Genomic DNA, 23,053 nt, shown 5'->3' on the forward strand with positions numbered 1-23,053 from the left:
CCCGGCACGCACCCGACGCCAGGCTCTGCGCACACCCCGGGCAGCGGCCTGCCCACGCCACCCAACTCGGGCGGACACCAGTCCGGCCAGACACCGGCCTCCGGCAGCGGCCTGCCCACCCCGCCGAACTCAGGCGGACACCCGTCCGGCCCCGGCACGCACCCGACGCCAACCGGCTCGGGCCTGCCCACACCTCCCGACCACGCAACCGCCGGCACCGGCACCGCGACGGCCCCAGCGCCCGCAGGCTCCGGCGGCGGCCTGCCCTCGCCTCCCGGCCACCCGACCCCGAGTTCGGGTGGCGGCCTGCCGTCGCCTCCGGGGCACCCGTCTCCGAGCGCTGGTGGCGATCTGCCGTCGCTGCCCGGACACCCGTCCCCGAGTTCGGGTGGCGGTCTTCCCTCGCCTCCCGGACACCCGAGTCCCGGCACGGACCACCCGTCGCCCACAGCACCGTCCGGCACCACGCCCCACGACACGTCGGGCACTCGCCCGCACGACACAACCCCGCATGACGGTGGAACGCGTCCGCACGACGGGACGCCAGGCGACGGTGGAACTCGCCCGCACGACACGACTCCGCATGACGGCGGGACGCGCCCGCACGACGGGACGCCGCACGACCAGTCTGGGACGCGTCCGCACGAAACCACGCCCACCGGGTCGACGGACACCAAGCCTCACGACACCAAGCCGCACGACACGACACCGCACGAGTCCGGCGCCAAGCCACACGACTCAGACGGCCAGCCTCACGACACCGGCAAGCCCCACGATGCCGACGGCAAGCCGCACGACGGTGCCCCCAAGCCGCACGAGACCGATGGCAAGCTGCACGACGGTGACGGCAAGCCGCACGATGCGGACCCGAAGCCTCATGACGCGGATGGCAAGCCTGACGACGGCAAGCCGCACGACGCTGACGGCAAGCCCCATGACACCGACGGCAAGCCTGACGACGGCAAGCCGCACGACACCGACGGCAAGTCCGACGACGGCAAGCCGCACGACACCGACACCAGCGGTGCCGACGCGGGTCCTGCCGACGACGGCAAGCCGCACGAAGCCGCCCCGGACCACGAGGCCGCCCCGGCCGACCACGACGCCGACGCCAAGCCGCACGGCCAGGACGCGGCGACCGGCGAAGGCCACGAGAACGCCCCCAGCGGCCCGCCCACCAGCCCCGACCTCAAGGGCCACTTCGACGCCGCCGCGATGGCCGCGCAGGGCCAGGGCTACCAGCACCAACTCGAGCAGATCCTGCCCAACCAGGCGGATCGGGACCGGTACGTCGAGCTGAGCACGAAGCTGTCCACCGAGCTCAGCGCGCAGGAGGCCCAGCACGTGGCCGACGTCCGCAACCAGATCAAGGTGGGCACCGGCGACATCGTCACGAAGGCGCTCAGCCCGAGCGCGGTCGACACCTACCTGCCGAACCAGCCGCACGCCGCGGGCAGCAAGCAGGAGACCTGGCAGAACCAGATGGGCGGCTCGATCGCCCGCGGCCAGGACGTGGTCGTCGACAACACGCCACAAGGGTTGCGGGACAGCCTCGCGCTGGACGACAAGGGCAAGGGCTGGACGCCCATCCCCGCGGGCGCGCAGACCGCGATGCAGTTGCGGTACGAGGTCACCGACCAGAACGCCGGCAACCACAACGTGCCGTTCGGCGGGCCGAAGAAGGACGTGGCCGACTACCAGTCACCGCAGGAGCAGGCGCACTACGAGGCGTCGCAGAAGCAGATGGCGGCGGCCGGTGGGTCCACGAAGGTGTACGACGGGTACGACCCGTTCACCGGTACCGGGTCCACGATGGGTGGCATGCCGGAGTGGCGGGTCGACGGTGGCACTCCGTTGCCTGATCGTGCCGAGATCTGGCAGGTGAACGCGGACGGAACTGAGAAACTGCACGCCGTGTACGACCGCAAGTTCGGCTGGACGAAGCTCTGATGACCCAGTACTCCCAGGAGATGGCTGAATACCGCGGCGAGGTCTACTTCGCGGGCGCGGAAGGTGACGACGTCTGGATCCGCAAGATCCCCGGCGTCACCTACGCGCACGCCGAGGGCTTCCAGACCTACGGCAGCCGCGAGTTCAAGACGGTCGCCGTCAAAGAACTCGACGCCTGGTACCGCGAGACCTGCACGGCCACTTGGCGCGGGCAGCCGTTCAACGTCATCGCCGTCGACAACGGCAAGGCGGAGGCGGGGTACGCGGGCGGAGAGTACGTCTGGGCCGCGCAGAACGGGCTCGAAGGCGACCAGTACAACGGGTACCGCGCGACGCTCGACGTCGACGAGCTCGCCGACGTGCGGGTCGACCGCACTGATTTCCTGGCGCGGTGGAAGGAGAACCGGGGATGAGCACGCCACAGGCCGTGCGCAAGGCGGCTGGCATCGGGCCGGAGACGATCCTGCAGAAGATCGTGCACCCCGCGATCGCGCAGCTCTACCTGGGCAACGTCGTCGTGCCGGGCAAGTTCGAGCCGCACCGCGCCGCCGGGTTCGTCACGCGCGGGCAGGACTTCCCGCAGGGCACCTCCGACCAGTTCGCGGAGGCGTTCGGCGTCGACAAGGTCGCGGACTGGCCGAGGGGCACGCAGTACCTGCTGCGTTTCCTGGCCCACACGACGGAACTCTTCGACACCAGCTTCGGCGGGCCGACGCTCGACGGTGCCCAGAAGATGGGCACGACCCGCGTCTACCCGGTGCCGTTCACCGGCACCGGCTACACGCCCAGCGCGAACCCGGTCCCCGAGTACGTCATGGAGCTCGCCGAACTCCCGGCCGGCACCGAACTGTGGCGGTTCGAGCCCAGTGGCGAGGGGCGCAGCGTCGGCAAGTACGTCAACCGCCAGACCGGCTGGATCCCCACGGGTGACGTCGGCTTCGGCCCCGGAAGGTATTGGCAGGCCCCGGTTCCGCTGCGGCCGACCGTCCGTCGTGGACTGATCGGCAAGTATCGGGACCAGCACTTCGACGTCGACTTCGGGCCCGCGCCCGGCTCGGTCCTGCTGCACCCGCTGGCCGGTCAGCCCGTGCCGCCGGACTTCACCGACGGGTTCCTCGAGGTGCCGGACGCGGTCGTCGAGGAGCTCCAGCTGGTCCGCACGCTCTGCACGTACCGGGGGGCCGAGTTCGAGATCATCGGCGTGCTGGGCGAGCAGGCCGTGCTGCACTTCCTCGGCGAGAACTACGAAACCGCCCAGCAGCTCGGTCTGTCCGAAGTAGACTTCCGGCAGTGGCGAACCTTGGCCCAGCGCAACGAGGTGAGCGACATCCGCGGTGATGCCAGGCCGATTCAGCGCGGGCTCTTCGCGAGGGAGAACTGAGAGATGACCACCCCGAAGGACAGCTGGAAGCCGGCTGAGCTGCGGGCGGCCGAGGCGCAGGTCGACGCGCGCTTCAAGGAGGCGCAGGACCTCGCGAACCGCCTCAAGGACACGCCGCTGCCGCCGGTCCCGCCCGTCGACTTCAAGGCGATCGCCCAGCAGGTCGAGCGGGCGGCGCAGGAGAAGGACGCGCCGGAACAGCTGAAAGCCCTGAAGCGCAAGGTGGACGCGGGCGAGTTCTCCTGGGAGGACGTCGTCTCCGGCAAGGCCGCCCAGGACCCCGACGTGCAGGCCATGCAGCAGGAGAACGTCAACAAGATGAAACAGGCGTTCCAGATGCTGCAGGAGGGCATGACCGCCGAGGAGATCATGAACGCGCAGGACCCGCGGAGAAACAGGGGTGACGACGGCGACGAGATGGCCCCTGATGTCTTCACGGAGGACAAGTGGTGATGACGGCCTGGCGGACACCGGACATCCTCGCGGCCGAGGACTTCCTGACCAAGAGCGTCGCTGAGACGGACCGCGCGATGCAGTCCGCCCAGCAGGGCCTCAAGGCCAGGGAACCGTCCACTGAGGACGTTCGCAGGGTGATGCAGTTCGCCAAGTCCAGCGACGCCTCACCGGCCATGCGCCAGCTCGCCGACCGAATCGCCCGTGGTGCGGGCCTGAGCTGGCGTCAGGTCCTCACCGGCGAGGCGGCCCACGACCCGCTCGTGCGCCAGGCGCTCGACGCCGACCGCGCCACGCTCGACCAGCTGATCAAGGGCGAGACGGCCCCGCCGCCGGCCCCGCACAGGCCCGCGCGCCGCGACGACGACGAGCCGACCCAGTTCACCGAAGACGCCTGGTGATCAGTCCAGGAACAACCCGGCGCTGACCAGCACCGCCCAGGCCAGCATCGCGATCCCGGTGAACTGCAGCACCGGGATCAGGTCACGGCCACCGCGTCCGGCGGCCACCCGGCGCACGGCGGGCAGCAACACCGGCGCCGCGAGGAAGCCGAGCAACGCGTACGGCACCCGCACGGTCATCCCCAGCGCGATCAGGAACGGCACCGCCACCAGCGCCAGGTACAGCCTGCGGGTGTCCTTGTCGCCCAGCACCACGGCCAGGGTCCGCTTGCCCGACACGGCGTCCGTCGGGATGTCCCGCAGGTTGTTCGCCACCAGTACCGCGGCCGAGATCGAGCCCATCGCGATGGACGCCCCGATGCCGATACCGGTGATCTCACCGGTCTGCACGTACAGCGTGCCCAGCACCGCGGCCGGTCCGAAGAAAAGGAACACCGCGATCTCGCCCAGGCCCGCGTAGCCGTACGGACGCTTACCGCCCGTGTAGAACCACGCTCCCGCAATGCAAACGGCGCCCAACGCGAGCAACCACCAGCGTCCGGACAGCGCCACCAGCGCGACGCCGGCCAGCGCGCCGATCCCGAGCGAGATGAACGCGGCCAGCCGGACCTTCGTGGGCTCCGCGGCGCCGGAACCGGTCAGGCGGAACGGGCCCACCCGGTTGTCGTCGGTGCCGCGGATGCCGTCGGAGTAGTCGTTGGCGTAGTTCACGCCGATCTGCAGCGCCACCGACACGACGAGAGCGAGCACCGTGTAGAGCGCGTTGAACTCGTCGATGTGGTGTGCCGCCGCCGCGCCCACGATCACCGGGGCGATCGAGTTGGGCAGAGTGCGCGGGCGGGTCCCCTGGACCCACTGGACGACTGAGGCCATGCCTCCATCCTCCGCTATGGCCGCTGAGGACCCGCCAACGGGTGTATCAGCAGCTAGTCGCGCCGGACACGCCGGCCACGTACGCCTTGGCGATGTGCTTGCCGGACGCGATGCGGTACCAGATGTTCGACGTGCCCTGCGTGCCCGACACCGACTCGCCGGTCAGCTGGCAGGTGACCCGGACCTGGGCGTGGTTCGCGGCCAGGCCCACCTGCGACGTGGAGGAGTTCGCGCCGCTGCGCACGTTCACGGTGCCGTTCGCGGCCGACGTGCGGACCGTCCCGACAGGACCGGAGCCGGTCCACAGGTACGTCACGGTCACCCACGAGTTCGTGGTCAGCTTCAGGCCGTCCCAGAACACGCCGTCGGCCAGGTCGATGCCGGCCGGGTTCGCGACCTTGCGGCCGGATCCGTCCTTGCCGCCGTTGTAGCCGTCCTCGTACGCCGCCTGCGCCTCGGGCTTGCCCTGGGGCAGGTCCTTGAACGTCTCACGCGTCGAGGACGGGTTCCAGTAGTCGTCCTTGGTGTTCCACGGGCCGACGTCCCACACGGGAGCCCACTCGCAACGGCCGTTGGACGCGCAGATCTGCACGCTGTAGCTGCCGGAGTTGTTGGGCGCCAGGCCACGCCGCGACGGCAGCGCGACGAAGTGGTCGCGCGAACGGATCGTGTGACCGTTCGCCGTCGTGCCGCCCACCAGTCCCTCACGCGTCGCGTACACGCGGTATGCACGTCCGGCAGCAGCAATGGAAACGTCTTCCGACGCAGCAGGCGCCTGAGAAGCCGTCAGCTTCACCCGCGAAGCCTTGCCGCTGGACAGCACCACGCGGGTCTGGATGGTGGAGGTCGTCACCGGCAACGTCGCCGGCGCCTCCAGCCACTCGGTCCACTGACCGTCCGGACGCAGACCCCGCACGTCGACGACACCATCGCCGGTCACCGCCGCCGTGACCGCGTTGGCGGGCTGGGCGAGTCTGTGCGACCCGAGCTCGATCAGGCCCGTGCGCGGGGAACCGCCCCACGTGACGGCGTAGCCGCTGACGTCGGCGGTCCATTCATTGGTGGCGGCCTGGGCAGGGGATGCCAGTCCGACCACCAAGGCGGCACCGGCGACCAGCGGTAACAGGTAGCGCATGAGAAACCCCCATCGCTAGCGCGCACGGCCTGGGTCCGCGCGCTTCGCGGGGAGAGTTGTCCTCAGCGGTAAAGGTTCACCTAAATCTCCCACTTTCGGCTGAAACGTCAGTCGGTACGGCCAGGTGACCCTTCGGGTGCCGACGCCCGAGCAGGCGGTGGCACTGAGGGCGACTCTGCTGGCCTGTAATGCGGCCGCGTCGTGGCTGTCTGAGCGAATGCACGCTGCCAGTGAGTTCCGGAAGTTCGACGTGCAGAAGCGGTTCTACGCTGAACTGCGAGATCGGTTTGGACTGGCGGCGCAGCCGACCATCCGGGTGATCGGCAAGACTGTGGACGCATACACGACGTTGCGTGCCAACCTCACGGCAGGGAACTACGGACGTCCAGGGACAGATCGGCGCCGCAAGATCGAGTCCAGCCCGGTCGCGTTCCGCCCAGAGGCGGGGCAGCCGTTCGATGCGCGCTGCCTGTCTTGGCAGCTCGGCAATCGCCTGCACCTCAGGGCCGAGATCATGACCTAAAAGAGTCGGCCACTGCTGTTCTGTCGACTTTGCCCGGTCCGCGCAACGGCAGCTCGGACACGAACCGCACCAGCTTGGGCGCCGCCGACCGACCGACGGCCTCGGTCACCGCGGCCCGCAGATCCTCGACGGACGGCGACACCCCGCGCGCGACCACAGCCGCGGCCACGACCTGGCCCCACTCGTCGTCCGGCACGCCGACGACACACGCCTCCAGCACGCCCTCAACGGTCGCCAGAGCCCGTTCCACCAGCACCGGAGGTACCTTCTCGCCACCCGTGACGATCACGTCGTCCGCACGCCCGAGCACCTCCAGCCGCCCGTCGCGCAGCCGGCCGAGATCACCCGTGCGGAACCACTCGCCGAACGGTTCGGCGCTGCCGCGATACCCGAGCGCCAGCACCGGTCCGCTGATCTCTATGACGTCGTCCGTACGCACTTGGACGCCGCGCAACGGCTCACCGTCGTACACACACCCACCGGCCGTTTCGCTCATGCCGTACGTCGTGACGACCTGGACGCCGAGCGCGCGCGCCTGCTGCAACAGCTTCGGCGGGGTGGCGGCGCCGCCGATCAGCACGCCGTCGAACTGCCGCAGCGCCTCGAGCCCCGGTCCCTCGCCCACGACGAGCCGGGACAGCTGCGTCGGCACGAGCGCGGTGTAGTGGCGTCCCGGCTGGGCCAGCACCGGGCGGGCGGCCTGCGCGAAGCCCATCGCGCGGAAGCCCTTCGACAGGTCGAGCACACCGGGCGTGGTGCCGGCGATGATCGACCGCACCAGCACCTGAACACCGGCGATGTGGCTGGTGGGCAACGCCAGCAGCCACGTGCCGGGTCCGCCGAGCCGTTCGTGCGTGGCCTCGGCGGACGTCGTCAGCGCGCCGGCGTCGAGCAGCACGGTCTTCGGCTCGCCCGTCGACCCGGAGGTGGACACGCCGAGCACGGCCCGCTTCTCCCAGCCGTCGAGCGGGCCGTCCACCAGGGGGTCTCCGCCGCCCAGTGCGGCGCGCAGTTCGTCGAGCATGGTCAGAAGTAGTACGGGTAGTTCGACCAGTCGGGGTCGCGCTTCTCGAGGAAGGCGTCGCGGCCCTCGACCGCCTCGTCGGTCATGTACGCGAGCCGGGTCGTCTCACCGGCGAACAGCTGCTGTCCCACCAGACCGTCATCGATCAGGTTGAACGCGTACTTGAGCATCCGCTGCGCGGTCGGCGACTTGCCGTTGATCTCGCGCGCCCACTCCAGCGCCGTGGTCTCCAGCTCGGCGTGCGGCACGACGGCGTTGACCGCGCCCATCTTGTGCATCTCCTCGGCGGAGTACGTGCGGCCGAGGAAGAAGATCTCGCGGGCGAACTTCTGCCCGACCTGCCGCGCGAGGTAGGCCGACCCGTAGCCGCCGTCGAACGAGCCGACGTCCGCGTCGGTCTGCTTGAACTTCGCATGCTCCTCGCTCGCGATCGTCAGATCGCACACGACGTGCAGGCTGTGCCCGCCACCGGCCGCCCAGCCGGGGACCACCGCGATGACGACCTTCGGCATGAACCTGATCAGCCGCTGGCACTCCAGGATGTGCAGCCGTCCCGCACGCGCCGGGTCCACCGTGTCGGCGGTCTCGCCGGACGCGTACTGGTAGCCGCTGCGCCCGCGAATCCGCTGGTCACCGCCACTGCAGAAGGCCCACCCGCCGTCGCGCGGCGACGGTCCGTTGCCGGTGATCAGGACGCATCCGACGTCCGACGACATCCGCGCGTGGTCGAGCGCCCGGTACAGCTCGTCCACCGTGTGCGGCCGGAACGCGTTGCGCACCTCGGGCCGGTTGAACGCGATGCGGACCGTGCCCTGGTCGAGCGCGCGGTGATAGGTGATGTCGGTGAAGTCGAAGCCCTCAATCGGCTTCCACAGCGACGGGTCGAAGAGCTCCTGATCTGCCACGCGGGAGACTCTAGGCGCCCGGTGCTGAGACCCGCTCCAGGATGCTCGACGACGCGAGCAGCATGGCGACGACTCCGATGGTCGGCAGGAACGACGAGAAGACGTTGACCCCGGCCGGGACGTGCACGTGCCACTGCACCACGACCACCCACGTGATCGCGAGCTTCACGAGAAGGCAGACCGACCAGCTGCGCAACGTGCGGCCGGCGTTCACCGCGGGAGCGGTCAGGACCGCGTGCACCGGCACCGCGACGATCACGAGCAGCAGCAGGGTGCCCGCGAGTGCGCCCAGCACCGAGGCGTCGGCCTCGTCGCTCCAGAGGCCGCGCACCTCCGGCAGAAACCACGTGACGAACGCGATGACTCCGACCACCGCGGCGATCAGCCGTCGGCCTGGACGCGGCACCTGGGGACGGCGCACCAGGCAGATCAGCGCCGCGATGGTCGCGACGAGGCAGAACCCGATCCACGAAGCCGGCGTGCCGAGTGCCAGGTGGATCGGGATGCACGACAGCCACAGGGCGATCTGGGCCGTGTGCCGATCACGGCGGCGCACCTGCTTCTGGCGGTAGAACAGGTCCCGTGCGGTCCACACCTGCCAGACCCCGAGCGCGCAGGCCGCGCCCCAGGCAGGTCCGGTCAAGGCGCCGTAGTCGATCGAATACGAACGCACGTCGAGCACCACGCCCACGCCGACCAACCGAGGCGTCGCGATCCCGTTGTTGAACGTGCTGACGATCATGGCGATGCCGCTCGCGACGGCGAGCACGCCCGCGAGCACGAGCCAGATGTCGAGCTCCGGCTCTTCCGGCTGAGGCGGCGCGTTGCCGGTGTTGTGCACCGTGTGGTTGAGGTCACCGTGCACATGGCCTATCTGCCAAGCGTTGCCTGAGACCTGGCCGCTGATCTCGTTGCGCGGTTCAGGCTCTTCGGTCATTCCCCACCCCCCGGTTCTCAGCAGCGTAGCGAGGCCCACTGAGACAATCGACGGATGAACGGGTCTACTGCGCAGGCGAGGGTGATCGTCGACGAACTGGTGCGCAACGGTGTGCGTCACGTCGTGCTGTGCCCTGGTTCGCGCAACGCCCCGTTGTCGTTCGCCCTGCACCAGGCCGAGCAGAAAAGCCTGCTCGCGGTGCACGTGCGGATCGACGAGCGCAGTGCGGGGTTTCTTGCGCTCGGGCTCGCCAAGACGGGTACGCCCGCGGTCGTCACCTGCACGAGCGGTACCGCCGTGGTCAACCTGCACCCGGCCGTGGTCGAGGCGCAGCTGACGAACGTGCCGTTGATCGCGCTGACCGCCGACCGCCCGGTCGACCTCTACCGCACCGGTGCCAGCCAGACGATCAACCAGCACGACGTCCTCGGCATCCCGACGTTGCACATGCCGGAGGGGGCCGACGAGCCCACCACGCGTTCGTTGATCTGCCGTGCCATCGCGACCGACGGCCCGTCGCACGTCAACGTGCCGTTCCGCCCGCCGCTCACGCCCTCCGACGACGCGTGGCCCACGTCGGACCGCGGTCCTTGGACGGAGACGGACCGCTCGTTCACCGTCGAGACACGCCCGTCGAAGTTGCCCGCCCGCACGCTGGTGCTGCTCGGCGACGACCGTCCGGAACGTCTCCGCAGGGCGTCGGACCTGGGCTGGCCGGTGGTCGCCGAACCGACCGCGCCCGGTGGTCTGCGGCACGGGTCGTTGCTGCTCAACGCGGGCCTGCCGGAGCACCTGCGGCCGGACGCGGTACTCGTGGCCGGGCGGGTGACGTTGTCGCGCGGCCAGCAGTCGTTGCTGAAGAACACCCCGGTCGTGCATGCCGTGGGTGATCAGGCGCAGTGGCCGGACGTGCAGTTCACCGCGACGCGCGCGTCGACCTGGCTGCCCGAACCCGCGGAGCTCGACGGCGAGTGGCTGCAGGCGTGGCAGAGCGCGGTGAAGAACGTCAGCGCGGCCGTCGACGACCTGCTGGACGCCGAGCCGTGGCCGACCGGTCTGCACGTGGCGCGTGACCTGACGCAGGCGATGCCGTCGGGCGCGATGCTGTTCGTCGGCTCGTCCAACCCGATCCGCGACGTCGACCACGTGGGCGAGCGCCGTGCGGACATCACCGTGCACGCGAACCGGGGTGCCGCGGGCATCGACGGCAGCGTGTCCACGGCCCTGGGGCTGGCGATGAACCATCAAGGTCCCGCATACGCGCTGATGGGCGACCTCACGTTCCTGCACGACAGCAACGGCCTGCTGGCCGACCACCAGCCGGACCTGACGATCGTCGTGCTCAACGACGACGGCGGAGGGATCTTTTCATTGCTGGAACAAGGGGCACCGGAGTACGACCAAAGCTTCGAGAGGATTTTCGGCACGCCGCACGGGACTGATCTGACCGCTTTGTGCGCGGGCTACCGAATTCCGCACTCCAAAGTGGACGACCAGGAGGAGTTCCGTAGCGCACTTGCGCACCCGAAAGGCCTCCGAGTGGTGGAGGTGCAGGCAAAACGTGCCGAACTGCGTGGGCTGCACCAACGTCTCAAGTCGACTGTGTCAAACGTTTTCAGCAGATAGGAAACATACGTAAGTCGGTGGTTGATACCGCAAAAGTGTGGATAGCGTCGCGCGCATGTCGATCAGATCCAAGGCGACGGCCGCAGTCGCGGCCACGGCCGCGATGACGCTTTTTGCGGGGACGGCGCTGGCGGCGTCTCCGGGTGCACCCGGTGCAGGCGACTCGTACTTCCCGACGTACGGCAACGGCGGATACGACGTCTCCCACTACGACATCAGGCTCAACTACAACCCGAACGGCGACCAGCTGTCGGGCACCACGACGATCCTGGCGAAGGCCACCGAGGACCTCACGCAGTTCAACCTCGACTTCCTGCTCAAGGTGAAGTCGGTCCGGGTCAACAACGTGCCGGCCTCCTTCGTCTCCGACGACGGCGAGCTCACGCTCACCCCGCGCGGCGGCGTCCGCAAGGGCCAGGATCTGACGATCGTCGTCACCTACGCCGACACCCCGTCCGCGGTGAAGGACCGCAACGGCTTCACGGCGTGGACGAAGACCACCGACGGCGCCCTGGCCATCGGTGAGCCGGAAATCGCCTCCTGGTGGTTCCCGTCCAACGACCACCCGACCGACAAGGCCACCTTCGACGTCAACGTCGCCGTCCCGAACGGCGTCGAGGCGATCTCGAACGGCACCTTCGTCGGCCAGACCCGTCAGATCAACGGCTACACGCGCTGGAACTGGCGCAGCACCAAGCCGCAGGCGACCTACCTGACGTTCCTGACGATCGGCCAGTTCGAGATCCGTCAGTCGACCACGCCGTCGGGCCAGCCGTACGTCAACGCGTACTCCGAGCGTCTCGGCGACAACGCCGACGCCGCCAAGGCCAGCGTCGAGCGCACGCCCGAGGTCATCGAGTTCCTCTCGGAGAACCTCGGCCCGTACCCGTTCGAGGCACAGGGCGGCGTCGTCACGCCGGACCTCGGCTACGCGCTGGAGAACCAGACCCGCCCGAACTACGACACTGCGTTCTTCCGCCGCGGCGCCAACACCTACGTGGTCGCGCACGAACTGGGCCACCAGTGGTTCGGCGACTCGGTGTCGGTCCACGGCTGGCGCGACATCTGGCTGAACGAGGGCTTCGCCTCCTACATGGAGTTCCTCTGGTCCGAGCACATCGGTGAGGGCACGGCGCAGGAGAACGCCGACTTCACCTACGACCTCTACCCGGCCGACAGCCCGTTCTGGCAGGTCCTGCCCGGCGACCCCGGCTCCGGCAGTGTGTTCGACAACGCCGTCTACGACCGCGGCGCCCTGACCGTGCACGCCCTGCGCGTGGCCGTGGGCGACGAGAAGTTCTTCGAGATCCTGAAGACCTGGCTCGCCGAGAAGAAGTACAAGGACGCCACCATCGAGGAGTTCATCGCGCTGTCGGAGCGGGTGTCGGGCCAGCAGCTCGACCAGCTGTTCCAGACGTGGCTCTTCACCAAGGGCAAGCCGGCGGAGGCTCCCGGCCGCACCTCGGACGCGGCCGCGAAGTCCCTCTCGGTGAAGGCCGAGCCGAAGTCGCGCGCCAAGATCCAGCTCACGCACGAACTGCTGGACGCGCACAAGTGAGGCCGCTCGTCTGACCGCAACTGACTGTCAGACCTGCTGAGTACGTTATGACGCAGGGGTTCCCCGCTCAGGGGGACCCCTGCGTCAGCCGCTTCTTCGTCAAACCGGACCCCACCGGACAGCGCCGCGAAGCCCACCTCCACCTGATCCAGGCCGGCCACGAGCGGTGGACCGACCAGATCAGGTTCCGCGACGCCCTGCGCGGCGACGCCGAGCTGGCGCGGCAGTACGAAGACCTGAAACGCCAGCTGTCCCAAGACAGCGGGCACGACCGTGAGGCGTACACGGAAGGCAAGGCGGCGTTCGTGGCGACTCCGCCCGGCTAGAGGCCCTCGAGCGCCTCACGCATCGGGCGCATCTTCGCGTGCGCCTCTTGCACCTCGATGTCCGGATCCGAGTCCGCGACCAGCCCGCACCCGGCGAACAACCGCGCCGTGGAACCGGAGATCTGCGCACACCGCAGCGCGATGCCGAGCTCGCCGTCGCCGTTGCCGTCGATCCACCCGACCGGCCCGGCGTACCGCCCGCGGTCCATCCCCTCCAGCTGCGAGATCAACGTCGTGGCGTCCAACCTGGGCGTGCCTCCGACCGCCGCCGTCGGATGCACCGCCTCCCCGAGGCGCAACAAAGAGGTGGGCTCACCGAGCTCACCGATCACATCGCTGGACAGGTGTGACACGTTCGGCAGCCGAAGCACCGAAGGCCCCTCCACGGACATGGTCGTGCAGTACGGCCGGAGCGTCTCCGCGAGAGAGGTGATCGCGTAGTCGTGTTCTTCGAGGTTCTTCTCCGACGACATCAACGCCGCCGCAAGCTCCTCGTCCGAAACGCCGTCGTGCGGCCAAGTGGTGCCGGCCAGCACTCGCGAATCCACGACCGACCCGGTCCGGCGCAGCAGCAGCTCGGGCGTTGCACCGATAAGCCCGTCAACGGCGTACGCCCAGCACTCCGGATACCGGCGGGCCAGGCCTTGCAGCACGAACCGCTGGTCGAGCCGTCGGTCGGTGACCGCCACCAGGTCGTGGGCCAGGACGACCTTGTCCAGCTCGCCGGCGCGCATCCTGGCGACGGCGGACCGCACTGCCTCGCGGAACTGCGTGACCGGCAGCTGTCCGTTCGCGTATCGGACCGTTGAGGGCCGCGAGAGAGGCGCGACCAACGGATTCGGGTCCGAGGCGCCGATCGTGGTGACCCACTGCTCGCCGTTGCGGCGGCCGACGACGACCTCGGGGACGATCAGCACCGAGTTGCCCGGTTCGTCGGCGAACGCCATCGACACGAAGGCGACCGGACCGCTGCCCGGCACGCCCAGTTCGTCGTCGACGTCCAAGTGAGACACGAACTCGCGCCACCACTTGTCGGCCTGCGCGAACCGGTCCGGGCCGCTGACCTCCAGCCTCGCTGCCTCGCCCCAGCCGACCAGACCCGACCCGTCGCGCACCCAGGCGAGCGCGTGCTCCGGGTCTGGCAGCAATCCGAGCAGGTCACCGGCGGTGTCCCGCTTCGAGCGGACGCGGATTCGCTGCCGTGTGCGCGATGTCGGTGCTGAGGTCACGTCTCGACTGTATGGACCTCAACCTGAAAGCGCGGCATCCGCCCGGCTCTAGACTTCTCAGTTGTGGTGGAGGACGCAGTGACCAAGTCGCCGCTCGGTGTGCGCGTCCGCCGTGCGGTCAGCAGAACGTTGCTCGTCGTCGGTGGAGTGGTCACGCTCGTGTGCGTGCTGTTGCCGATCGCGTGCTGGCGGGACGACATCGCCATCGAACGCAACGTGGGGCAGGCGGTCGCGCAGGTCGACTCCGTCGCCTTCAACAGGACGGTTGTGCGCTACGCCACACCGGACGGGCGCGTGATCATCCCGTCTCAGGGCGTGCTGTACCCGTCGGGGTTGAAGGTCGGGGACAACGTGCGGGTCGAGTACGACCAGACGAACCCCGAACTGACGCGCGTCGCCGGCCGGTCCGCGCTGCTCAGCCTGCTTCCCGTCGGAACGTTCCTGGTGGCCGTCTGGCTCGTCATCGCGGCCGTTGTGACAGTTCTACGCAGATTCGGCACTCAGGTGTAACATCGGTGCATGGCGGATGACCTGGAGTTGCGTTTCGAGCGCACCGTGCAGGCCGAAGCGCGCATTGAGCCGCGCGACTGGATGCCCGACGGCTACCGCAAGACCCTGATCAGGCAGATCGCCCAGCACGCGCATTCCGAGATCATCGGCATGCAGCCGGAGGGCAACTGGATCAGTCGCGCGCCCTCGCTGCGGCGCAAGGCGATCCTGCTGGCGAAGGTGCAGGACGAGGCCGGGCACGGTCTGTACCTGTACTCGGCGACCGAGACGCTCGGCGCCGACCGCGAGGACCTGACGACCAAGCTCATCGAGGGCCGCCAGAAGTACTCGTCGATCTTCAACTACCCGACGCTGACGTTCGCGGACGTCGGCGTGATCGGCTGGCTCGTCGACGGCGCCGCGATCTGCAACCAGGTGCCGCTGTGCCGCACGTCCTACGGGCCGTACGCGCGCGCCATGATCCGCATCTGCAAGGAAGAGTCGTTCCATCAGCGTCAGGGCTACGAGCTGCTCATGACGATGATGCGCGGCACCCAGCAGCAGCGCGACATGGTGCAGGACTCGGTGAACCGCTGGTGGTGGCCGGCGCTGATGATGTTCGGCCCGCCGGACTCCGAGTCGACCAACACCGAGCAGTCGATGGCGTGGCGGATCAAGCGCGACACCAACGACGAGCTGCGGCAGAAGTTCGTGAACATGAGCATGCCGCAGGCCGAGGCGCTCGGCGTGACGTTCCCGGACCCCGAGCTCAGGTGGAACGAAGAGCGCGGGCAGTACGACTTCGGCTCTCCGGACTGGGACGAGTTCTGGCAGGTCGTCAAGGGTGGCGGCGTCTGCAACGAACAGCGCATCGCCCACCGGCGCAAGGCGCACGAGGACGGTTCGTGGGTTCGTGAGGCCGCCGTCGCGCACGCGCAGAAGCACGCACAGAAGGAAGGTGCCGCGTGAGCACGTCTTGGCCGCTGTGGGAAGTGTTCGTGCGGGGCAAGCGCGGCCTGAACCACGTGCACGTCGGTTCGCTGCACGCGCCGGACGCGGAGATGGCGCTGCGCAACGCCCGTGACGTCTACACGCGTCGCAACGAGGGCGTCTCCATCTGGGTCGTGCCCGCGACCTCGATCACGGCTTCGTCGCCGGACGAGAAGGACCCGTTCTTCGCGCCGTCCGGGGACAAGGTCTACCGGCACCCGACGTTCTACGCGATTCCCGAGGACGTACCGCACCTATGAGCTTCGACAACGCCTACGAGTCGCTTCTCGGTCATGAGGACGCGCACTGGGCTTTCGGAACTGGCTTCTCGGAGGCCCTGTCCGGCGTGAACCGCGAGTTCCCGGCCGGGGTCGACCGCGAAGCGCTGGCCGCCTACTGCCTGATGCTCGGCGACGACGCGTTGATCTTCTCGCAGCGCCTCTCGGAGTGGTGCTCGCGCGCTCCCGAGCTCGAAGAGGACATCGCCCTCGCGAACATCGCCCTGGACCTGCTGGGTCAGGCCCGCATGCTGCTCACCCGCGCCGGTGAGGTGCTCGGGAAGTCGGAAGACGAGCTGGCCTACCTGCGCGACGAACGCGAGTTCCGCAACGTGCACCTGGCCGAGATCGACTGCGGACCGGGCCCCGGCGGCGACTTCGGCACGACCATCGCGCGCCTGCTGGTGTTCTCGTCGTGGCGCCTGGCCCTGTTCTCCCGCCTGCGCGGCTCGGCGGACCCGGTGCTCGCCGCGATCGCCGAGAAGGGCCTGAAAGAGCTGGCCTACCACCGCGATCACGCCGCCCAGTGGACCGTCCGGCTCGGCGACGGCACCGACGAGTCGCACCGCCGCATGCAGGCCGGTTTGCAGCGGGTGTGGCCGTTCGTGGACGAGCTGTTCGCGACGCACGCCGTCGAAGCCCGTCTCGCCGGTGTCGCGGTCGACCCGGCGTCGCTGCGGTCCGAAGTGGACGGTGTGCTGGACGCGGTTCTCAGCGCTGCCGGTCTCACCCGTCCCGCCGACTCCCGCGCCGCACGTGTCGCGGGCATGGCCGGCCGCGACGGCGTGCACACCGAGGCCATGGGCTTTCTGCTCGCCGAGATGCAGCACCTGCACCGCTCGCTGCCAGGAGCGGTCTGGTGACCACCGCACTCGAGATCGCGTCGGCCGTGCGGGACCCGGAACTGCCGGTCCTCACGCTGGCGGACCTCGGCGTGCTCCGTGACGTCTCCGTCGAGGACGGTCGCGTGGTCGTCACCATCACCCCGACCTACTCGGGTTGTCCCGCGATCGACGAGATGGGCGCCGACCTGCGCCGTTCGTTGATCTCCGCGGGCTTCGAGGAGGTCGAGGTGCGCCTGTCGCTCTCGCCGGCCTGGACGACGGACTGGATCAGCGCCGAGGGCCGCTCGAAGCTGGCCGCCGCGGGCATCGCGCCGCCGTCCCGCGTGGGTCCTGCTGCCGTGGGACCCGTTCCGCTGAACCTGGTGCCGCCGTCCCGTCAGGTCGCCTGCCCGCAGTGCGGCTCGCTGAACACCTCGGAGATTTCCCGGTTCGGCTCGACCGCGTGCAAGGCCCTGCGCCGCTGCAACGCCTGCTCCGAGCCCTTCGAGCACGTCAAGGAGATCTAGTTGTCGCCCAAAATCGGGAAACGGGGGGCTGCCTTCCACAAGCTGACGGTCGCCCGCGTCGACCGCCTCTGCGACGATGCCGTGGCCGTCACCTTCGACGTGCCGGAGGACGTCTCCGAGGAGTTCGACTTCGCCGCGGGCCAGTACCTGACCCTGCGCCAGGGCGACGAGCGCCGCTCGTACTCGATCTGCGCCCCGGCGGGCTCCGCGCCACGAATCGGCGTGCGCCGAGTCGACGGCGGCCAGTTCTCGACGTGGCTGGTGGACCGGCTCGTCGCGGGTGACGTCGTCGAGGTCCTGCCGCCGCTGGGCAAGTTCACCCCCACCGGCACAGGCACCCATCACGGCCTGGTGGTCGCCGGCTCCGGCATCACCCCGGCCCTGTCGATCGCCGCGACCGTGCTCGCCACCGGTGCCCGCGTGTCCCTGCTGTACGGCAACCGCAGCACCAACACGGTGATGTTCGCCGACGAACTGGCCGACCTGAAGGACCGCTACCCGGCGACCTTCCAGCTCGTCCACGTGCTGTCCCGCGAACCGCGCGACGTGGAACTGTTCACCGGCCGTCTGAACGCCGAGAAGCTGACCGCGCTGTTCGGCAGCATCGTGCCGTTCGACGCCATCGACGAGTGGTGGCTGTGCGGCCCCTACGAGATGGTCCAGGACGCCACGGCCGTGCTGCGTGATCGCGGCGTGCCGACCGAACGCGTCCATCACGAACTCTTCTACGTCGACGAACCACCGCCCCCTCCGCGTCGAGCCGAGGCCGTGGTGGACGCCGCCGCGTCCGTGACCGTGGTGCTGGACGGCAAGTCGACGACCCTGCCGCTGCCCGCCGACGAGCCGATCCTGGACGCCGCCCAGCGCGTCCGCGCGGATCTGCCGTTCGCCTGCAAGGGCGGGGTGTGCGGCACGTGCCGGGCGCTGGTGACCGAGGGTTCCGTCGAGATGCGCCGCAACTACGCGCTCGACGAGTCCGAGGTGGCGGCGGGTTTCGTGCTGACCTGCCAGGCGCTGCCGACCAGCGAATGTGTGACGGTCGACTTCGACGCCTGACTTTCCCGACGAACGCGCGGTGAACGTGGCACGATCAACGGCCATGGGGGTTGTCGTCCGTTCAGCGCTCTGGGGTGCCGCAGTCGGCACCCTGCTCATGGGCGTCCTCACGACGATCATCGACCAGGCCGTCCCGAGCGACGGGCCGCCGTCCTCGGTCTTCGTGACGATCATCGCGATCGGCGCCATCTCCGTGGCCTTCGGTGGCGTGCCGGGAGCAGTGGTCGGCACCGGCGTCGGGTTCATCCGCCGCTCGATCCAGCGCCCCGCCCAGCCCCGGCCCGCGTACCTGCCGATGCCGCAGCAGCCCTACGACATGTGGTCCGAGCTGGTCGAACGTTGCGCGGAGTCCACCAGACGCGTCGCGGCCGCGGTGCAGACCGTGCCGAAATCAGCGGCGAAGGACTGGCTGCAGCGGATCGGCGAGCAGCTGACCAAGGAGCTCGACGACGTGCGCGGCATCGCGCAGCTGGGCAGGGCGCTCGGCGCGGTCGACCGGCAGCACCCGGTGTACCAGCGGTTGCTCAAGGCGGCGCACGACTTCCAGCAGTTCGAGAACGAGGTCGGCCGGGTCGCGTTGCAGATGTTCGACCACCCGGAACTGGACGAGGCGCGCGTCCATCTCGAGGTGCTGGAGAAGCAGCTTCCTCAGCTGTCGACCTGAAGCGCGGACTGCCACCAGCCCAGCACCTCGTCGGCCGCGTCGGGTGCGGCCACCAGCAGGCCGTCCACGGGCAGTTGGGCGCCCTCGCCGCGTCGGTCCAGCACGACCGCACCGGACTCCACGGCCAGTGACACCGCGCCAGCGACGTCCCACTCGTGATAGCCGTGCAGCACCGCGGCGGCGACGTGACCCAACGCCACTTGTGCCACGGCAAGGCATTTCGAGCCCAGCACGCGCACGCCCGTGCCTGCGATCGCGGCCGTGGAGATGAATTCACCCATTCCGGGCCACGGCCCCGTTCGGGTCATCTCCGTGCACACCACCAGGGAATCGCCCTGCCGCTCGGTCAGGCGCACGGGCGTGCCGTTCGCACGCATGCCGCGGCCACGTGCGGCGGCGTAGATCTGTGAGCGGTACGGGTCTGCGACGACACCCACGACGGGGCCCCAGCGGTCCACCAGGGCGAGGCTGTAGGCGCACCACGGCATGCCCGCGGTGTAGTTCGCGGTCCCGTCGACCGGGTCCACCACCCAGCGGAACTCGGAGTCGCCGGGAACGTCCACATCGGAGTTTTCACAGAACACCGGAATCGCCGGGAACTCGGCGGTGAGCACGCGGCGCGTGTGCCGTTCCAGGGTGCGGTCGGTGTCGGTGACCCAGTCGAACGGCGACTCGTCCGAGTCCGGACGGACGCCGCGGCCGGCGGTGGCCATGATGACGTCGGAGGCGTCGTTCGCCAGGCGACCAGCCACTTCCAGCGCGATGGACACCAGGCCGGGGTCGACTGGGTGCGCGGGGCGGGACGACAAGACGGTCATGCTGGCCTAGTTTCACCGCGTCGTGTGACCGGCAACCCAATCGAAGATGACGAATTGACGATCACCTGGCCACGACGTGAGGTGTTCTGACCGCGTCAAATTTCGCGTCACGCGGACTTCACACCAGCCCTACAAGGTGTGTCTGTGCGCGTAGCGATCGTGACCGAGAGCTTCCTGCCCCAGGTGAACGGGGTCTCCAACTCCGTGCTCCGTGTCCTGGAGCACCTGCGCCGCAACGGCCACCAGGCGATGGTCGTCGCGCCAGGTGCCGGAGCGGACTCCCACCACGGCACGCCCGTCGTCAGAGTTTCCGCGGTCGACGTGCCCATGGTGACGAGCCTGCCCATCGGGGTGCCGAGCCCGAGAGTGCTGCACGCGCTGGCTGACTTCCAGCCGGACGTCGTGCACCTCGCCTCGCCGTTCGTGCTGGGTGCGTACGGCCTCAGGGCCGCGCGCAAGATCGACGTGCCGACCGTCGCCGTCTACCAGACCGACGTCGCCGGGTTCGCCGGCAGCTACGGCCTCGGGCTCACCAAGCGCGCCGCGTGGCGGTGGACCAAACGCCTGCACACGCTGTCCGACCGCACGCTGGCACCGTCCAGTTCGGCCGTCGAGGCGTTGGAGTTGCACGGTGTGCCGCGCGTGCACCGGTGGGGCCGCGGCGTCGACATCGACCTCTTCCACCCGCGTCCCAAGCACAACGACGAGCTCACCGTGGGCTACGTCGGACGCCTCGCGCCGGAGAAGCAGGTGCACCGGCTCAAAGAGCTGCACGACCTGCCCGGCGTGAAGCTGAGGATCGTCGGCGACGGTCCCGACCGCGAACAGCTCGAAAAGGACCTGCCCAACGCCGAGTTCCTCGGCTTCCGCACCGGTCGCGAGCTCGCCGAGGCCTACGCCTCGCTCGACGTGTTCATCCACACCGGACCGCACGAGACGTTCTGCCAGGCCGTCCAGGAGGCACTCGCGTCCGGCCTGCCCGTGCTCGCGCCGAACGCCGGCGGCCCGCGCGACCTCGTCCACCACGGCCGGACCGGGTACCTCTTCCAGGACGACATCGCGCAGTACGTCGAACTCCTGCGCGACCCGCTGCGGCGCAGGCGGTTCGGTCTCGCCGCCCGCAAGTCGGTGCTCTCCCGCACCTGGCCTGCGATCTGCGACGAGCTGATGGGCCACTACGCTGCGGTGATCGGACTAACTCACCAGGCGGCCGCTTGAGGATCGTTCAGCTAGCCAACTTCTACGGGCCCAAGTCGGGCGGACTCCGCACGGCACTGCACCACCTGGGCACCGGCTACGTGCAGGCGGGCCACGAGGTCGTGCTGGTCGTGCCGGGCGACCGTCGGGCGGACGAGGTGCTGCCCGGCGGCGTCCGGCGCATCACGTTGACCGCGGTGAAGATCCCGTACACCGGCGGCTACCGCGTGGTGGACCCGTGGCGGGTGAAGTCCTTGATGGAGCACCTGAAGCCCGACCGGCTCGAAGTCTCCGACCGGCTCACGTTGCGCGGCATGGGCGCGTGGGCGACCGAGCGCGGCATCCCGAACGTCGTGATCTCGCACGAACGCCTCGACCGCCTGCTGCAGTTCGTGCTGCCCGAACGTCCGGCCGTGCGCGGTGCCGATTGGGCCAACGGCCGCATGGCCGCCTCCTACGACACCGTGGTGTGCACGACGGCGTTCGCGCGCGAGGAGTTCGACCGCATCGGCGCCCGCAACGTCACCCAGGTGCCGCTGGGCGTCGACCTGGCGACGTTCACCCCACACCGCCACTCCGCCGACCTGAGGCGAGAGCTGTTGCAGGGCAAGGAGAGCTTGCTCATCCACTGTGGACGCCTGTCGCCGGAGAAGCACGTCGAACGCTCGGTCGACACGCTGGCCGAACTGCACGAGCAGGGCCACGCGGCACGTCTGGTGATCGCCGGTGACGGCCCGCGCCGCTCGGCCCTGGAGAAGCGCGCGGCAGGCCTGCCGGTGACGTTCCTCGGCTTCGTGAAGTCGCGTTTGGACGTCGCCGCGCTCTTGGCCTCCGCCGACCTCTCGCTGGCGCCCGGCCCGCACGAGACGTTCGGTCTGGCGGCGTTGGAGGCCCTGGCGAGCGGCACCCCGGTCGTCGTCAGCCAGAGCAGCGCCCTGAAGGAGATCGTCCAACCCTCGTGCGGCGCGGCCGTCGACGACCACGCGGCCGCCTTCGCCTCAGCCGCGGAACGGCTCCTGGTCTCCGGCTCGCGGGAGGCCGCCAGGGCCCGCGCCGAGGAGTACCCGTGGGACGCGGCGGTGGGCGGCATGCTGACGGCTCTGAAGGTGCCCTGAAGATGATCTCAGCAGCCCTGACTTAGTCTCTTGGCATGTCGCGAGCCGGCTTGGACAAGAACCCGCGTGAGGTCGCCGAGATGTTCGACGGCGTGGCCAAGGGCTACGACCGCACGAACTCGGTCATGACGCTGGGCTTCGACCGCCGCTGGCGGGACTGGAGCCGCCGCGTGCTCGACGCCCGCCCCGGCGAGAAGGTCCTCGACCTCGCCGCGGGTACCGCGGTGTCCACCGTCGAGTACGCCGCGTCCGGCGCCTGGTGCGTGGCCGCGGACTTCTCCGTGGGCATGCTCGCCTCTGGCGCCCACCGCCGCGTCCCGAAGGTCGCCGCCGACGCCCTGCGCCTGCCGTTCAGGGACAACTCCTTCGACGCCGTCACGGTGTCCTTCGGCATCCGCAACTTCAACGACACCGTCGTCGCCCTGCGGGAAATGGCCCGCGTCACGAAGCCGGGCGGCCGCATGGTGATCTGCGAGGTCTCCACCCCGGTGTGGAAGCCGTTCCGCTTCGTCTACATGCGCTACCTGCTCAAACTGCTGCCGCTCATCGCGAAGTTCGTGTCCTCGAACCCGGTCGCGTACTCCTACCTCGCCGAGTCCATGGCGACCTGGCCGGACCAGCGGTCGCTGGGCGAGTTGATCTCGCAGGCGGGCTGGGAGGACGTGGCGTGGTTCAACCTGACCGGCGGCATGGTGGCCCTGCACCGCGCAACCAAGCCAAAGCCGGCCTCCGACGTCTCAACCTCCTAACACCCGCCCACCCCACTCGCTTTGC

At 69.4% G+C, this 23,053-nt stretch carries 25 protein-coding genes and 1 pseudogene; 19 read left to right on the top strand and 7 right to left on the bottom strand.

Annotated elements, in window-relative coordinates; all coding sequences use genetic code 11:
- From B0F77_RS48115 to B0F77_RS29935, 5 genes and pseudogenes are all read left to right on the top strand, one after another.
- Positions 1-1,950, top strand: a pseudogene (locus tag B0F77_RS48115) (hypothetical protein); the annotation flags it as partial.
- On the top strand, positions 1,950-2,363 hold the full coding sequence (locus B0F77_RS29920) for a hypothetical protein (RefSeq protein ID WP_086666348.1): 414 nt from the start codon (positions 1,950-1,952) through the stop codon (positions 2,361-2,363). The pseudogene B0F77_RS48115 and the gene B0F77_RS29920, both read left to right, overlap by 1 nt.
- The gene (locus B0F77_RS29925; protein ID WP_086666349.1) at positions 2,360-3,331 is read left to right on the top strand and encodes a hypothetical protein; all 972 of its coding nucleotides are present in this window, start codon (positions 2,360-2,362) and stop codon (positions 3,329-3,331) included. The genes B0F77_RS29920 and B0F77_RS29925 overlap by 4 nt, the downstream gene beginning before the upstream one ends.
- Before the next feature lie 3 nt (positions 3,332-3,334).
- Positions 3,335-3,784, top strand: coding sequence for a hypothetical protein (locus B0F77_RS29930; protein WP_086666350.1), 450 nt, complete (start codon positions 3,335-3,337; stop codon positions 3,782-3,784).
- Positions 3,784-4,185: a hypothetical protein gene (locus B0F77_RS29935; protein WP_086666447.1), complete on the top strand. Its 402-nt coding sequence runs from the start codon at positions 3,784-3,786 to the stop codon at positions 4,183-4,185. Before B0F77_RS29930 ends, B0F77_RS29935 begins: the two co-directional genes overlap by 1 nt.
- Here B0F77_RS29935 and B0F77_RS29940 read toward each other — a convergent pair whose 3' ends face one another.
- Positions 4,186-5,058, bottom strand: a complete 873-nt coding sequence (locus tag B0F77_RS29940) for a 1,4-dihydroxy-2-naphthoate polyprenyltransferase (RefSeq protein WP_086666351.1) — start codon at positions 5,056-5,058, stop codon at positions 4,186-4,188.
- A gap of 46 nt (positions 5,059-5,104) precedes the next feature.
- A complete protein-coding gene (locus B0F77_RS29945) occupies positions 5,105-6,193 on the bottom strand; it encodes a hypothetical protein (protein WP_086666352.1) in 1,089 nt (362 codons plus the stop codon).
- 136 nt (positions 6,194-6,329) lie between these two features.
- On the opposite strand from B0F77_RS29945, the gene B0F77_RS29950 reads away from it, so the two are divergent.
- Entirely contained in the window at positions 6,330-6,716 is a 387-nt protein-coding gene (locus B0F77_RS29950) for a hypothetical protein (RefSeq protein ID WP_143466967.1), read from the top strand.
- On the opposite strand, the gene menE is transcribed toward B0F77_RS29950, so the two are convergent.
- Genes menE through B0F77_RS29965 form a run of 3 tightly spaced genes read right to left on the bottom strand, consistent with a single transcriptional unit; the run spans position 6,706 to position 9,582 of the window.
- A complete protein-coding gene (gene menE / locus B0F77_RS29955) occupies positions 6,706-7,740 on the bottom strand; it encodes an o-succinylbenzoate--CoA ligase (RefSeq protein ID WP_086666354.1) in 1,035 nt (344 codons plus the stop codon). The two genes, B0F77_RS29950 and menE, sit on opposite strands and share 11 nt — an antisense overlap.
- Before the next feature lie 2 nt (positions 7,741-7,742).
- The gene (locus B0F77_RS29960; RefSeq protein ID WP_086666355.1) at positions 7,743-8,645 is read right to left on the bottom strand and encodes a 1,4-dihydroxy-2-naphthoyl-CoA synthase; all 903 of its coding nucleotides are present in this window, start codon (positions 8,643-8,645) and stop codon (positions 7,743-7,745) included.
- Between the two features lie 10 nt (positions 8,646-8,655).
- The gene (locus B0F77_RS29965; protein ID WP_086666356.1) at positions 8,656-9,582 is read right to left on the bottom strand and encodes a hypothetical protein; all 927 of its coding nucleotides are present in this window, start codon (positions 9,580-9,582) and stop codon (positions 8,656-8,658) included.
- Positions 9,583-9,636: 54 nt separating this feature from the next.
- On the opposite strand from B0F77_RS29965, the gene menD reads away from it, so the two are divergent.
- Genes menD through B0F77_RS29980 form a run of 3 tightly spaced genes read left to right on the top strand, consistent with a single transcriptional unit; the run spans position 9,637 to position 13,092 of the window.
- Positions 9,637-11,208, top strand: coding sequence for a 2-succinyl-5-enolpyruvyl-6-hydroxy-3-cyclohexene-1-carboxylic-acid synthase (gene menD, locus B0F77_RS29970; RefSeq protein ID WP_086666357.1), 1,572 nt, complete (start codon positions 9,637-9,639; stop codon positions 11,206-11,208).
- 55 nt (positions 11,209-11,263) lie between these two features.
- Positions 11,264-12,766: a M1 family metallopeptidase gene (locus B0F77_RS29975; RefSeq protein ID WP_086666358.1), complete on the top strand. Its 1,503-nt coding sequence runs from the start codon at positions 11,264-11,266 to the stop codon at positions 12,764-12,766.
- 47 nt (positions 12,767-12,813) lie between these two features.
- Positions 12,814-13,092: a GrpB family protein gene (locus tag B0F77_RS29980; protein WP_086666359.1), complete on the top strand. Its 279-nt coding sequence runs from the start codon at positions 12,814-12,816 to the stop codon at positions 13,090-13,092.
- On the opposite strand, the gene B0F77_RS29985 is transcribed toward B0F77_RS29980, so the two are convergent.
- The gene (locus B0F77_RS29985; protein ID WP_086666360.1) at positions 13,089-14,321 is read right to left on the bottom strand and encodes an isochorismate synthase; all 1,233 of its coding nucleotides are present in this window, start codon (positions 14,319-14,321) and stop codon (positions 13,089-13,091) included. The genes B0F77_RS29980 and B0F77_RS29985 overlap by 4 nt on opposite strands.
- Positions 14,322-14,399: 78 nt before the next feature.
- Here B0F77_RS29985 and B0F77_RS29990 point away from each other — a divergent pair, with 78 nt between their 5' ends.
- From B0F77_RS29990 to B0F77_RS30020, 7 genes are read left to right on the top strand one after another with little or no spacing between them, the layout of a single operon-like run.
- Complete coding sequence (locus tag B0F77_RS29990; RefSeq protein WP_245848821.1) at positions 14,400-14,831, top strand: DUF3592 domain-containing protein; 432 nt, start codon at positions 14,400-14,402, stop codon at positions 14,829-14,831.
- 9 nt (positions 14,832-14,840) lie between these two features.
- A complete protein-coding gene (gene paaA / locus B0F77_RS29995; protein WP_086666361.1) occupies positions 14,841-15,779 on the top strand; it encodes a 1,2-phenylacetyl-CoA epoxidase subunit PaaA in 939 nt (312 codons plus the stop codon).
- On the top strand, positions 15,776-16,060 hold the full coding sequence (gene paaB, locus B0F77_RS30000; RefSeq protein ID WP_086666362.1) for a 1,2-phenylacetyl-CoA epoxidase subunit PaaB: 285 nt from the start codon (positions 15,776-15,778) through the stop codon (positions 16,058-16,060). The genes paaA and paaB overlap by 4 nt, the downstream gene beginning before the upstream one ends.
- Complete coding sequence (paaC, locus tag B0F77_RS30005) at positions 16,057-16,941, top strand: 1,2-phenylacetyl-CoA epoxidase subunit PaaC (RefSeq protein WP_086666363.1); 885 nt, start codon at positions 16,057-16,059, stop codon at positions 16,939-16,941. Before paaB ends, paaC begins: the two co-directional genes overlap by 4 nt.
- Positions 16,938-17,429: a 1,2-phenylacetyl-CoA epoxidase subunit PaaD gene (gene paaD / locus B0F77_RS30010; RefSeq protein ID WP_086666364.1), complete on the top strand. Its 492-nt coding sequence runs from the start codon at positions 16,938-16,940 to the stop codon at positions 17,427-17,429. The genes paaC and paaD overlap by 4 nt, the downstream gene beginning before the upstream one ends.
- The gene (gene paaE / locus B0F77_RS30015; RefSeq protein ID WP_245848822.1) at positions 17,430-18,485 is read left to right on the top strand and encodes a 1,2-phenylacetyl-CoA epoxidase subunit PaaE; all 1,056 of its coding nucleotides are present in this window, start codon (positions 17,430-17,432) and stop codon (positions 18,483-18,485) included.
- Between the two features lie 43 nt (positions 18,486-18,528).
- A complete protein-coding gene (locus B0F77_RS30020; RefSeq protein ID WP_086666365.1) occupies positions 18,529-19,149 on the top strand; it encodes a hypothetical protein in 621 nt (206 codons plus the stop codon).
- On the opposite strand, the gene B0F77_RS30025 is transcribed toward B0F77_RS30020, so the two are convergent.
- Positions 19,134-19,967 carry an inositol monophosphatase family protein gene (locus B0F77_RS30025; RefSeq protein ID WP_086666366.1) on the bottom strand — a complete coding sequence of 278 codons (834 nt, stop codon included), beginning with the start codon at positions 19,965-19,967 and terminating at the stop codon, positions 19,134-19,136. The two genes, B0F77_RS30020 and B0F77_RS30025, sit on opposite strands and share 16 nt — an antisense overlap.
- A 144-nt stretch (positions 19,968-20,111) precedes the next feature.
- On the opposite strand from B0F77_RS30025, the gene B0F77_RS30030 reads away from it, so the two are divergent.
- The 3 genes from B0F77_RS30030 to B0F77_RS30040 are packed head-to-tail and all read left to right on the top strand — an operon-like array spanning position 20,112 to position 23,028.
- Positions 20,112-21,185, top strand: a complete 1,074-nt coding sequence (locus tag B0F77_RS30030) for a glycosyltransferase family 4 protein (RefSeq protein WP_211294129.1) — start codon at positions 20,112-20,114, stop codon at positions 21,183-21,185.
- Entirely contained in the window at positions 21,182-22,279 is a 1,098-nt protein-coding gene (locus B0F77_RS30035) for a glycosyltransferase (RefSeq protein WP_086666368.1), read from the top strand. The genes B0F77_RS30030 and B0F77_RS30035 overlap by 4 nt, the downstream gene beginning before the upstream one ends.
- Positions 22,280-22,314: 35 nt before the next feature.
- Positions 22,315-23,028: a demethylmenaquinone methyltransferase gene (locus tag B0F77_RS30040; protein ID WP_086666369.1), complete on the top strand. Its 714-nt coding sequence runs from the start codon at positions 22,315-22,317 to the stop codon at positions 23,026-23,028.
- The last annotated feature ends 25 nt before the right edge of the window (positions 23,029-23,053 follow it).

It is taken from the genome of Lentzea kentuckyensis, from assembly GCF_002150765.1.
Taxonomy (GTDB): domain Bacteria; phylum Actinomycetota; class Actinomycetes; order Mycobacteriales; family Pseudonocardiaceae; genus Lentzea; species Lentzea kentuckyensis.